At 49.4% G+C, this 13,158-nt stretch carries 10 protein-coding genes; 3 read left to right on the plus strand and 7 right to left on the minus strand.

The annotated features are described in order from the left end of the window. Positions 1-120 precede the first annotated feature (120 nt). The 3 genes from PPG34_RS15760 to PPG34_RS15770 all read left to right on the plus strand — a co-directional run bounded on the left by PPG34_RS15760 (position 121) and on the right by PPG34_RS15770 (position 3,705). On the plus strand, positions 121-1,323 hold the full coding sequence (locus tag PPG34_RS15760) for a pyridoxal-phosphate-dependent aminotransferase family protein (protein ID WP_313834403.1): 1,203 nt from the start codon (positions 121-123) through the stop codon (positions 1,321-1,323). Positions 1,324-1,690: 367 nt separating this feature from the next. Then, positions 1,691-3,169, plus strand: a complete 1,479-nt coding sequence (locus tag PPG34_RS15765; RefSeq protein ID WP_313834404.1) for an NAD-dependent malic enzyme — start codon at positions 1,691-1,693, stop codon at positions 3,167-3,169. Positions 3,170-3,411: 242 nt separating this feature from the next. Further along, positions 3,412-3,705 carry a hypothetical protein gene (locus PPG34_RS15770; protein ID WP_313834405.1) on the plus strand — a complete coding sequence of 98 codons (294 nt, stop codon included), beginning with the start codon at positions 3,412-3,414 and terminating at the stop codon, positions 3,703-3,705. 19 nt (positions 3,706-3,724) lie between these two features. On the opposite strand, the gene glnD is transcribed toward PPG34_RS15770, so the two are convergent. The 7 genes from glnD to PPG34_RS15805 form a co-directional block, all read right to left on the minus strand. Then, complete coding sequence (gene glnD / locus PPG34_RS15775; protein ID WP_313834406.1) at positions 3,725-6,433, minus strand: [protein-PII] uridylyltransferase; 2,709 nt, start codon at positions 6,431-6,433, stop codon at positions 3,725-3,727. Between the two features lie 67 nt (positions 6,434-6,500). Then, positions 6,501-8,294, minus strand: a complete 1,794-nt coding sequence (locus tag PPG34_RS15780) for an NAD+ synthase (protein WP_313834407.1) — start codon at positions 8,292-8,294, stop codon at positions 6,501-6,503. A gap of 151 nt (positions 8,295-8,445) precedes the next feature. Further along, complete coding sequence (locus PPG34_RS15785) at positions 8,446-9,711, minus strand: GAF and ANTAR domain-containing protein (RefSeq protein WP_313834408.1); 1,266 nt, start codon at positions 9,709-9,711, stop codon at positions 8,446-8,448. A gap of 50 nt (positions 9,712-9,761) precedes the next feature. Continuing rightward, positions 9,762-10,892 (minus strand): 3-dehydroquinate synthase, encoded by a 1,131-nt coding sequence (gene aroB, locus PPG34_RS15790; RefSeq protein WP_313834409.1) that lies wholly within the window; start codon positions 10,890-10,892, stop codon positions 9,762-9,764. Between the two features lie 87 nt (positions 10,893-10,979). After that, on the minus strand, positions 10,980-12,140 hold the full coding sequence (aroC, locus tag PPG34_RS15795) for a chorismate synthase (RefSeq protein WP_313834410.1): 1,161 nt from the start codon (positions 12,138-12,140) through the stop codon (positions 10,980-10,982). 84 nt (positions 12,141-12,224) lie between these two features. Further along, positions 12,225-12,557, minus strand: a complete 333-nt coding sequence (locus PPG34_RS15800; RefSeq protein ID WP_313834411.1) for an AMIN domain-containing protein — start codon at positions 12,555-12,557, stop codon at positions 12,225-12,227. Positions 12,558-12,657: 100 nt separating this feature from the next. After that, positions 12,658-13,158, minus strand: a complete 501-nt coding sequence (locus tag PPG34_RS15805) for a hypothetical protein (RefSeq protein WP_313834412.1) — start codon at positions 13,156-13,158, stop codon at positions 12,658-12,660.

The following is a 13,158-nucleotide window of genomic DNA, read 5'->3' on the forward strand; positions in this document are numbered from 1 at the left end:
CCTACCAGATGAGAGACCGTTTGAAATCCCAGACCATTGCCTCTTTCGGCCATTTTGCCCAAAGAGTGGAATCCTTGAGATGCCCCCGCTAGAATAGGCCCTCTAAAGGACGAACCATTGATGCCTGGTTTTACCCAACAATACAAGGATTTATCCCCTTCCCGTCGCCTCTTGTTAGGCCCAGGCCCTAGCCTGGTCCACCCTCGGGTTTTGCGAGCCATGAGCACCCCCCTCATTGGGCACCTTGATCCTGAGTTTCTCGTGATTATGGATGAGATTCAGGAACTTCTCCGATGGCTTTTCCAAACAGACAATTCCTTTACCATTGCCGTTTCAGGAACGGGATCGGCTGCCATGGAAACAGCCATCGTCAATCTCATTGAACCCGGAGACCGCGTCATAGTGGGAATGAACGGCATCTTCGGCGCGCGGATTGCCCAAATGGTCACACGATGCGGGGGAACTGTCGTCGAAATTCAAGCCGATTGGGGCACACCCATTCCTCTTGACCAAATCGCCCATCAGCTTCAGGCTGCCGGTCCCATCAAGGCCGTAGCGATCGTCCATGCCGAAACTTCTACCGGCGTCTGGCAACCGCTAGACAATCTCGGCGCCCTCTGCCACGGCCACGAGGCCCTGTTGATTGTAGATACAGTCACGTCACTCGGAGGCCTTCCAGTGAAGGTAGATGAATGGGACATTGATGCCTGTTACTCGGCCACACAAAAATGCTTGAGTTGTCCACCAGGATTGGCCCCACTGACATTGAGTGATCGGGCATTGCACGTTATCCAAAACCGGAACACTCCCTGCCAAAGCTGGTATCTCGATTGCACCCTTGTCGCGGATTATTGGACCAAAGGGAAACGCACGTACCACCACACGGCACCCATTTCCATGGCCTACGCCCTGCGCGAAGCACTTCGGTTGATACATGAAGAAGGTCTCGACGCACGGTTTGCTCGTCATCAGCGAAATAGCCAAGCTCTTCGTGCAGGCTTAGAAGCCTTAGGATTTACCCTCGTTCCTGCCCCTGGCCACAGTCTTCTAACTTTAACTTGCGTCGCTCTTCCAGAGTGGCTGGATGACAAAACCATTCGCTCAAGGCTTCTTCACGAATTCCATATAGAAGTCGGCGGCGGGTTGGGGCCGCTCGCCGGCAAAGTATGGCGGATCGGCCTCATGGGTGAATCATCCACGTTTGACTCGGTCGTCACCCTCCTTGCGGCTTTGGAACATCTCTCGTCGCAAGCCAACCCGTCAGTGCAACCAGGCAAAGCCGTTAGTGCTGCGCTCCAAAAATATAATACGTGGCCTCGTTAACTCGGCACCAAAACAATCTCCAACTTCTTTCGCACTGCCACAAGAACCTCTTTGGTAAAAATTTTTGGTGAATTTTTCCACTGTTGGAACCTTCCATTACACTGTTCTTCGCCAACGTCTCACATTTTCAATGGTTGTCTTAGTATCCTGGCTGTTCCATTCACTTGTTACCCTTCGAGAATAGTTAAAGGACCCTCAAAGAAATCCCGATCAACTTAATTAGTTTATGGAAGGAAAATTATGTCTGCCCGAGATTCGCCAAACTCCCGGCATTTCCGCCATTTCTATATCCCCGAAAAGAAAAATCGGTAGTTATGACAGCATTGAAAGTCAGTGAGCCCCCAGACAGGAATAGTGGAGAACAAGAATGATTTGGAATCTCTTTGGCAGAGGAAAGGGACCAAAACCGTCACAAAAGGATTTTGGACCTTATTCAAACTACCGATTAGCGGTAAGACTAGAACTCACCCAAAAACCTGGAGTCTTTGCCGCAGTCGTCAACTTGTTAGCTGAAGAGGGAGCCAGCATTGGAGCTGCCGACATTGTCTCCGCGACCAAGTCCAAAGTGGTACGAGACATTACCTTTGACGCCAAGAACGAAGAGCATGGACAGAAAATTTTAGAACAATTAGACCGTGTCGAAGGCGTGAAAGTCATTTCCGCTTCTGATCGAATTTTCATGATGCACCTAGGCGGAAAAATTCAGGTCAGCAGCAAGTTCCAAATCAAGACTCGCAATACGCTCTCCATGGCTTACACACCCGGTGTTGGACGCGTCTGCCAAGCCATTGCCGGCGATCCGGCTCTCGCCTATCGATTTACGAGCAAGAGCAATAGTGTGGCAGTCATCACGGATGGCTCTGCGGTATTGGGTTTGGGCAACCTTGGTCCACAAGCCGCGCTTCCGGTCATGGAAGGTAAGGTAATGTTGTTTCAGCAATTCGCAGGAATTGATGCCTGGCCTATTTGTTTAGACACCCGAGACCCTGAAGAAATCATCAGGATTGTCTCCGCCATTGCCCCAAGTTTCGGAGGAATTAACTTGGAGGATATTAGCGCCCCCCGCTGTTTTGAAATCGAACGACAACTACAAAACAAACTCGACATTCCAGTGATGCATGATGACCAACACGGAACCGCCGTGGTGGTTTTGGCTGCGCTTCATAATGCTCTTAAAGTGGTTGGACGTCGATTGGAGGATATCACGGTTGTCGTCAATGGACTTGGGGCCGCCGGGACGGCCTGCTGCCAATTACTTCTGGCAGCCGGCCTTCAGAACCTTCGCGGCTGCGACAAACAGGGATATGTATTGAAAGGGGAAGGAGGGGCATTATTCAATCAACGAGACGTTCTTCCTTCACTCATTCACTATGACAAACCCATGGGAACCTTGCGTGACGCGCTCCAAGGGGCGGACGTATTCATCGGGCTTTCCGCTGGGAATATTATACAGCCTGGAGATTTGGACCTCATGGCACCTGACCGAATTGTCTTTGCCCTGGCGAACCCGGAACCGGAAATTTCTCCAGAAGCGGCACATGACCATTGCCGAGTGTATGCGAGCGGACGGTCTGACTATCCGAACCAAAGTAATAACCTCCTCGCCTTTCCGGGTATTTTTCGTGGGGCATTGGATGTCCAGGCCTCGACAATCAATGAACCCATGCAATTGGCAGCGGCAGGGGCATTAGCCGATGTCATCCCCCCTTCCACCCTGAGCGAAGAGTACATCATTCCCAGCGTGTTTAATAAACAGGTCGTTCCAGCCGTTGCCAAAGCCGTGGCCTTGGCCGCACAAAATACCGGTGTCGCTCGGAAAACCCTTCAGCACCTGATAACGGAATAAACAAAATCAATCCTCCCCTTGCAAAACAACATCCCTTCTGATGTGTGCAACGAAGCATTCAGCATCTTGATATCTGGTTCATCGCCTTCTCTATGATCCCCGCCTCAATGAAACAGTTTTCTCTTTCGCTTTATCCCAGGAGAAAATCAATGCGGCTCATGCAAAAAGTTTGCAGGCCACAAAATCTTGCAACCCAGAACAATTCTCGGGCAAAATTGTATGCACCGAAAGATTTTCTCATCATGGATACTCCCACATCTCGTTCTACCTCTTTTTTCTCCCTGCCCTACTTGGGGCTATTGGGATTGCTCTTGTTAGGATGTTCCGAACCGTTGTATTGGGCAAAACCTGGTGCGCAGGCTGAAGACTTTGAGTGGGATGTTCAGGAATGCCGTGCCAACCTTGGCTTACCAGCCATTCCCAGAGCAGGCACGGGTTTTTCGGTTCTCAACCCAACGATCGGCTCGGCTTCAGTGGCCATGGAACAATGTCTCGCGGACAAGGGATGGTATTTGGCGAAGAAACCCTCCCAGTAAATGTTTGGTTCCTGGTTCGCTATTGAAGGAACGTATCGACAGCCTGACGCAATGTTTCTCTGATCTTTTCGCGTGCCTCCTCATCATTGATCTTTTCCCCATCGGCTCCCGTGACATAGAAGACGTCTACGACTTGATCAAGTTTGGTGGCGATTCTCGCACCGTGAATGGATAATCCTAATTCAAATACCGTCCGGGCAATGACCGACAGCAATCCCTGCCGATCATCGGCAAACACGTCAATGATAGTAAATTGGTCAGACGTTTCATTATCAATTTGCACCTCAGCGGGTTTCGGGGACACAGGAAAGGGTCGATCGAAAGAGAGACGATGACTTCGCTGCATTAACTGTTCAAGCGTGTCTTCTCCGCACATGACCTTAATGATGGCCTGTTCCACCTTCTGTCGCTTCACGGCTGTAGGAGGTCCGTCAAAGTCCGGATCATGAACAAAAAACGAGTCGAACACGATGCCATCACTTCTCGTCATAATTTGCGCATCCAACACATGAAGACCAAATGCAGCCAAGACTCCTGTCACATTCATGACAATTCCTGGTTTCAGGTGGTCACGTGCAATCAAGGTATATTCACAGACTCGCAAGTCATCTATGTAGGCCGACTCAACCAGGGGACTCTTGGTTAAAATCTGATCTAAGGCTTGAAGGTGAGCCACCATGCGATGGCGTGGAGTTCCAGACAAATACCGTTGCGGGAATTTCCCTAACTGCTCTTCTACCCAAGATTTCCTGGAATCAGGCAGGGATGTGGCTTCAATGGTCTGACAAGTGAGGTCCTGTGACTCCCAAAGTCCACAAACCTCCGTCGCAACCTTTTTGATGTCCTGCGTCGTGTCTAAGGATTCACTTCCCCCTGATACTTCAGGGAGGGTCCGCGTATACAACTCAAGCAGGAGGGATTCTTTCCATTTGGTCAAAGTTTCAGGCCCCACTGCCGCAATATCCGCAGCTGTCAACATGAGGAGCTTTCGCAAAAGGGCTGGTGTTCCCACGGCTCTGGAGAATTTCAGCAGTACCTTATCATCATAGGGATCACGGCGAAATGCGGTATTGGCCATGAGCAGATGCTGATGCACGAGAAACTCTAAGGTGCGAGCCTCCTGTTGATCGAATTGCAATCGCACTGCCATGTCCCTCGCAATCCCTTTACCCACTTCACTATGATCTTCGGGAAGACCTTTGCCGATATCATGGAGCAAAGCGGCTAAATGTAAAATATCTTTCCGATGAACTTTTTCGTAGACATCGTGAAAAATTCCATCTTGACGACCGAGTCGTTCTAAAAGACGTACGGTCAGTAGGCTGTGCTCATCCACGGTATACTTGTGGTATTGATTGAATTGCATGAGTCCGCGGACACGCCCGAACGCCGGAACCAATTTCTCTAGCACGCGAGCCTGATGCATCAGCGTTAAGGTTTCCCCCACCAACCTAGGTCCAGAGAGAATCTCCCGAAAGGCCTCACGGACGGACGGAGTTTGAAATACTTCATCCGACACGGTTTCCATTTGTCGATGAATTTCTTCGAGGACAGAACCATCAATAGTCAAACCCTTCGCTTGAGACACTTTAAACAGATCGAGTAATCGTCCTGGATCATGTAGGACATCGAGCAATTTATCTTGGGGAACCGACAGCGCCGTTCCTGATACCGAAAAATACCCGTGGATTAATGGCTGCGGCCACCACCCCTTAACTCTGGCCCACAGAGGTTGTTCTTGAGCGCGATCCAGAAAACGGACACAACGATCGTAAATTCCGGTGGTATGGCGATAATACAACTGCATAAACTGCTCTACGGCCAACAGATGTGGTTGATCGTGAAATCCAAAGGCCTTCGCCAATCGAACCTGCTCTTCAAATGAAAGGATTTCTTGCGCGCGGCCAGCTTCAACATGCAAGAGTGCCCGCACCTTCCATAAGAACTCTCGGGCTTCCACCAGCGCCAAATAATCCGGGTGAGCCAGAATACCGCGGTTCGCCAAGTCCTGTAAGGTGGGGGCTTGATACTTGGCCATCCCTACCCATTGCAACAAGTGTAGGTCGCGCAAGCCTCCCTTGGTTTTCTTGATGTTGGGTTCGAGTAAATAGATTGTCTCACCAAATTTGGCATATTCTCTTTTTCGTTCCTCTACCTTCTCTCGAATAAACTGATCAACTCGTCGACCCAACACCCGTCGCGCATAGCGTCGCTGAAATTCTTGATACACTGAAGCTCCACCAGCAAGAAACCGTGACTCCATGAGGGCCGTTTTCACAGCAAGATCTTCTTCTGCTAACACCAGGCAGTCTTGAATCGATCGTACACTATGTCCAACTTGAAACCCCAAGTCCCACAAATGGTGCAAAACCTGCTCGGATAACGTTTTCACCACCGTCTCCCCACCAGAATGATAAAGCACCATGACGTCGATATCAGAATAGGGTGAAAGTTCCCGTCGTCCATACCCGCCAACCGCCACGAGGCAACATTGCTGCATCCCCACAGCCGAGTCATTGACATGTTGGCGAAGCACATTTTGATATCTGGCAATCAGGACCGAATCGACCAAATCCGTGAAGCCCGCGACGACTTCAGATCCTGAAGCCCCATTCCGCAATCGTTCCGCCAACCCATCACGACGCTCCTGGAGTACCGCTTGAGTTAAGGTTAAGTCTTCGTCATGAGAAACAGAATCAAATTGTCCAGATGGTGTGACAGATTCCATGTTGTTTTCTCTTTGTCTCTCGAACAATACGCAAAAAAATCAGTTCTTAGTTGATCATTTCCACAGTTTAATGTTTGAGATATCGATTGGTCAGAGGCATACGCCGATCCTTGCCGAGGGCGCGCGGTGTAATCTTAATGCCAATAGGCGCCTGCCGCCGTTTATATTCACTTCGATCCACCATGGCCATCACCTGGCGAACAATCTTAGGTTTCATGCCTAACTTCACGATTTCTTCTAATGACCGATCTTCTTCGACATAGGCTTCTAATATTCGATCAAGAACGTCATAGGATGGCAAGGTATCTTGATCGGTTTGGTCAGCTTTCAACTCCGCCGACGGAGCTCGTTCGATAATCCGAAGAGGTATCAACTCCCTTCCAAGGTGATCCACCGCCCGACGATTCCGATACCGGGTCAGCTCATACACTAGCATTTTCGGAACGTCCTTAATCACAGCAAACCCACCAGCCATATCACCGTACAACGTCGCATACCCGACACTCATCTCACTCTTATTTCCCGTCGTGAGCACCAAATGACCAAATTTATTCGACAGGGCCATTAACAACGTGCCTCGAATTCTGGCCTGTAAATTTTCCTCGGTTGCATCATGCGGCCTTCGCCCAAAAGCCGGTGTCAACAGCTTCAAATAGGATTCCCACGTGGCTCCGATGGGGATGGTCAAAAAGGAACATTTCAAGGCTTTCATAAGCTTGGTAGAATCTTCACGACTCTCCCTCGACGTAAATTTCGAGGGCATAAACACTCCAGTGACGTTCTCCGCTCCAATAGCATCCGTAGCAATAACCGCCGTGAGAGCCGAATCAATGCCACCGCTGATTCCGATTACCACGGTCGAAAACCCATTCTTCCGTACATAATCCCGCACACCCGTCACCAGAGCCAGATACACTTCTTCTACTGAATTCAATTTAGGAAGAGGTTGGCGCATTATCGGTTTCTTTACCGCAGGACCCAAGTGTCCCTTGGCCACCACATTCTTTATAGTAAAATTGACCGGCACCCGTTTCTTGGTAGTCGTACTCGCAGCCAGATATTTTGGAACCGTACCAGGGAACTGAAGATCTGCCACAAGAAGATCTTCTTCAAACGCTTTAGCTCGGGCAATAACTTGCCCCTGAGGATTCACGAGAATACTATTCCCATCAAACACGATTTCATCCTGACCACCCACCATGTTGGTGTAACTCAGCATGACCCCATTTTCTCGAGCCCGACGCGATAGCATTCGTTCACGCGTCGCACTCTTCCCTTTGTGAAAAGGAGAAGCATTGATGTTGATGATCAGTTCCGCAGATCCATGGTTCACTTGATCACGGGTAGGTCCATCCGCATACCAAATATCTTCACAAATGTTCACGCCCACACCGATTCCGCCAATCCTACACACCAAGGCCTCACGGCCAGATTCAAAGTACCGGCTTTCATCAAAGACACCGTAATCAGGCAACAAGGTTTTTTGACATCTGGCAATCACCCGACGATCTTGAATCACGGCTGCGGCATTAAAAATGTGCCGGGGGCCTGATGGAACCACCATGGAGGTTCGGTATTTTTGACTCCTGGTTTTCCGTTCCTCCACAAACCCAACCACCGTCGTGATCTGACGACAGTGCTGAACGAATTGATGAAGGGCCTGTTGAGTATCCCGAAGAAAACTCTGCCGAAGCACCAAATCCTCTGGTGGATAGCCGGTAACCACCAATTCCGGAAACACCACAATATCGGCTTGCGCCTGGCGCGCGGCCTTCAGCCATCCTGTCATGGCTTGAACATTTCCATTCAAATCCCCAACAATGGGATTCATTTGGACCATCGCTATTCGACAAGTTCTCATCGTAAAAAAAAACGCCCTCATCCCTTCAGGGAATTGAGGACGCCTTTGTCCACAAACGCCATCACATTTCGGGACAGTTCATTGCCCCAAGTAATATACACGCATCTAACAAGGTCGTCGGCATCCTGTCAAGGTGGACGCTCGTACAAGATTACCGATCGGATCGTCCTTCTAACTCTCCTGCCAAAATTATAGCTTCGGCAATCTCTCGCATTGATTTGCGCAAATTCATACTTTGCCGCTGAATCAAACGAAAGGCTTCGCTTTCCGTCATTTTTCGTGAGTGCATCAGGTGGCCCTTGGCTCGTTCTACTAATTTACGAACCGTCAGGGCTTCTTGCATTTCAAACGATTTTTCCATTAACCGCGTATGCTCGATCGCCACGGCCGATTGGTTGGCAATTGCTTGAATGATCTTCACCTCCTCGGTCTGAAACACATGCACTTTCGAGGTGTAGACGTTGAGTACGCCAATGACCTTATCTTTTATCATCATGGGCACAGACAACAAAGAACACAGCCCTTCTCGTCTAGCCAAATCTCGATAATAAAATTCATCTTCTTTCGTCACGTCCGGCACATAAATAGGCCGTTGTTCCTTGACCACGGCACCACTAATGCTTTGTCCAATTTTCAGTGAGCGCTTTCGCCGGTAAGCTTCACTAAGGCTTTGAGTGGCGGCAATACGAAGCTCCCCGCTTGGTTCATCCACCAACATGAGTGAACAAATTTTTGAATCCATCATTTCCGCGGTCATGGTGACGATTAATTCCAGGACATCATCAATCAGTCGATTGGATGCCACGGTTTCAGAAACTTGCGACAGCGTGTCCAACTGTAACGCCTGCCGTCGCATTTCTTCATACAACCGAGCATTCTCAATCGCTCCTCCCACTTGATTGGCAATCGTGGAGAGCAAGGCCAATTCTGCCTCTTGATACCGTTTGGTACGTTTATGCTGGACATTGATGACCCCGACGACAATCCCTTTCGTGACGATAGGAAGCGAAACAAAGGCCTGATAACGATCTTCTGGCAAATTATGGAAAAACCGAAACCTGGGGTCGTCACTGGCATTGCGTGGAATGACCACTCGAACTTTTTCTTGCGCTACCCAACCCGTGATGCCCTCTCCAAGTCCGAGAGACGTTCGTCCAATCAGTTTCGGATGTGGATTTTTCGACGCCCGAAGCACCAGTTCATCACGATTTGCAGACACCAAGTACAATAAACATGAATCCGCTTTGGTGACCTGGACCACCACTTCCACAATATGCTTGAGCACCGACTCCAAGTCTAGCGTACTGCTAATGGATTCGCTGATGCGGTGCAGGACTTCAACCTCGCGGGTTCGTTCGCGCAAGGCCGCATTGACATCTTTTTTGGGGCGTGTGGTGGTCACTTTGGTTGGACTCATGAGGAATCGCGTATCTCGACGTCGACCAATTGTGAAAAAGGATTAAAAAATTATGCCTGATGCTTTTCGACTTGGCGGAACCAGGTTTTCACAGCCTTTTGATCCAAAGGATCCACAGTCACTTTTCCGACAGCCTTAGGAAGCACACAATGAATGCGTCCACGAGCAACTTTTTTGTCATGAAGCATGGCACCCCATAAATCTCCGAAATTCAATGGCGGTAAATTCGTGGGCAGCCCTGCGCGACGAACAAGATCTCGTTGCCGAGCGACGACTTTTTCTGCGCATAAACCGAGAGAATTCGCAAGGTCCGCCTCCTGAACCATTCCGATTCCCACGGCTTCGCCATGGATATACTGTTTATACTGGCCGAGAGATTCCAGAGCATGGCCTATGGTATGACCATAATTCAATATTCGCCTGAGACCGGATTCTCTCTCATCTTTCGCCACGACTGAGGCCTTAATTTCACAACACCGCTTCACCATATGATGTAATGATGTGTCGTCCATATTAATAATATCTTCGATCCGACTTTCTAAAAATCCAAAAAACTTTGGGTCAGCAATCATTCCATATTTCACGACCTCCGCAAGCCCCGCAGTCCACTCTCGCTTAGGCAGGGTGCGTAAGGTCTGCGTATCGAGAAGAACCAGCGCAGGTTGGTAAAAGGCGCCAATCATATTCTTTCCCAGAGGATGATTTACGCCGGTTTTTCCTCCAACACTGGAATCAACCTGAGCCACCAAGGTTGTCGCCACCTGCACAAACGGAATGCCTCGTTGATAGATAGAAGCCGCAAACCCGGTCATGTCTCCAATCACCCCGCCACCCAATGCCACCAACACTGATTGCCGCTCAAAACGCTGCGCCAGTAATTCATCAAGTATGTGAGAAATCCAACGGAGGTTTTTGGCTTGTTCGCCGTCAGGGACACTAATGGTATGCCGTTGAAACCCGGCTTTCTTCAATGAACGTTCAACCCTTCGGCCATAGAGTCCTTGCAAGATGGGATTGGTAACTATGCCCACTTTTCCGGAAAAGCCTAAATCTAGAAGATACTCCCCCAGTCGGTCGAGGCCGCCTGGGTTAAGGATAATGTCATAACTTCGCTTGCCGAGTCCCACTCGGACGCGTTCAGGCTTTTGAACAACTGATCGGGACAAGGAAGTTTTCGCCATCGTTATTGTTCACACAAGGATGCGTGCCAAGATACAAACATTAGGCAGGTCAAAATCGATAATTGGAGCCTAAGGAATTTCACAATTTCAAAACGATTTCACGTAGGCTTGATAGGCATCAAAATTTCGTTTCATCTCATCAAGACAGTCGCCACCAAACTTTTCCATCATGGCATTGGCCATTTCATAGGCAATGACCGCTTCCCCAACGACACCCGCCGCAGGAACGGTACAAATATCTGAGCGCTCGACCGTCGCTTCAAAAGGTTCCTTCGTTTGAATATCCACACTGTTTTTAGGTCGATATAAGGTGGCGATTGGTTTCATGGCCACACGAATCACAATTGGTTGGCCATTCGTGATCCCGCCTTCTAAGCCACCAGCATTGTTCGTCTTTCGCATAAACCCCGTATGAGACTCATCCGGATAAATGTCGTCATGCACTTCAGATCCAAATCGACGTGCGGATTCAAATCCCATTCCAATCTCCACACCTTTCATCGCTTGTATGCTCATTGCGGCCATGGCCAATCGTGCACTCAATCGGCGATCCCATTGGGTGTAGCTGCCTAACCCAATAGGAGGATTGGTAACCACGACTTCGAAGACTCCACCCAGACTATCGCCTTTATGTTTAGCCGAACGAATTTCTTCGATCATCTTTTCCCCGGCCCCCTGATCCCAACAACGGACCTGCGATTCCTCGGCCTTCGCATAAGCTTCTAAGGGATCCAGGGAGGTGGGCGCCACCACCGATCCGATTTCCATGGTATAGCTCACCACTTGCATGCCAAATTGACCCAATAACGCTTTCCCGATAGCCCCCACCGCCACACGGATAGCGGTTTCACGGGCACTCGCCTTTTCAAGCACATTACGAATATCACGATGGCCATATTTAATGGCGCCGACCAAATCCGCATGACCTGGACGGGGACGAGTCACGACCCGTTCGGTCGAAGGCGGCCCAGGTTCCACCGCCATAATGTCTTTCCAATTTTCCCAATCTTTGTTCCGAATGAGTAGGCCAAGAGGATTACCTAACGTCTTCCCCTTACGCACGCCACAAGTAAATTCAATTTGATCTTTCTCAATCCTCATGCGTCCACCACGGCCATACCCGCCCTGCCTCCGCGCCAAATCGTTATTCACTTCTTCCGCGGTAATCGGAAGCCCCGCCGGCACACCTTCAAGCACGGCCATGAGACATTGCCCATGCGACTCACCTGCATTTAAATAACGCAACATACATAACACCTTAGTCTAGAAATAACGAACATATCTGGCATTTAATTAGCCATTTTTCCGAATCCCCTCACACCCGAGAACTTATTAACCTGGAGGTACAACCAACGATAAGCGCATGGCTAATTGATCTTCGACAACCTTGATCGCGTATTGCAGGCCCTTGTCAATGGGATGATTAAGATCAAATACTAACCGTAATTTTTTCGGATGCTGCCCAATTCGAATTTGTTTCAGCAATCGATGGTCAACGGGCAACAATTGAAAGCGAATGGCCGAAACGACATTCGGTAAATCCAAACTCAACCGCAAGGCGTCAACAGGAGTCAGTCGATAGGTCAAAGGACCATTACCCTGGATGACAATCGTAATATCATCATCCCCTCGTTGCACGGCAATTTTCTTAACAGCCCGTCTCAAGGCTCCTCACAGTGTATCCAGATACGACCCCAATACATTTGATTAGCCTCTTATTTTTGTTCCTCTAGGCTTCCCCGTCTGCCAAGCATACAGAAAAAAGTTAGGGAGATAATACTAAACTATTTTCCGACAACTGGGCATCACCATTTGCATCCAAGGGCCTCGCAATCACCACGGAATCTCTTGTAATTCGCCTGACCGTTCCACGAATACCTTCTAGATAACTTCCAGGCTCCACTACGACTCGCTCTCCATTCGGAAACTTCACAAGGGCCTGATACCCGCGTGCTCCAAAAATAACGCCAAGCAATGTAAGAGGGTCTTCAGAATTTTCGGTCTTGGATATCCCAGAAATCTCGGGATCTTCTTCTGAACCGGAAGAACGTAAGGGAACAAAGGGGTCACGGCGGCTTCCCATTTTATAGCGATACGGTTGATCTAATAGTGACTCAATACCCAATTCATTCGCAGCCAATATACCAGAGGAGGAAGAGTCTTCGGCGAACACCCTTTCTGCGTCGAGAATTCCAACGTGGAGGCAGACTAAAGCCATCCATACGCAAAGGGAGGAACGACGCCAAGAGATTACCAGCCGAATCAT

It is taken from the genome of Candidatus Nitronereus thalassa, assembly GCF_032191465.1.
GTDB classification, from domain to species: Bacteria; Nitrospirota; Nitrospiria; order Nitrospirales; family UBA8639; genus Nitronereus; species Nitronereus thalassa.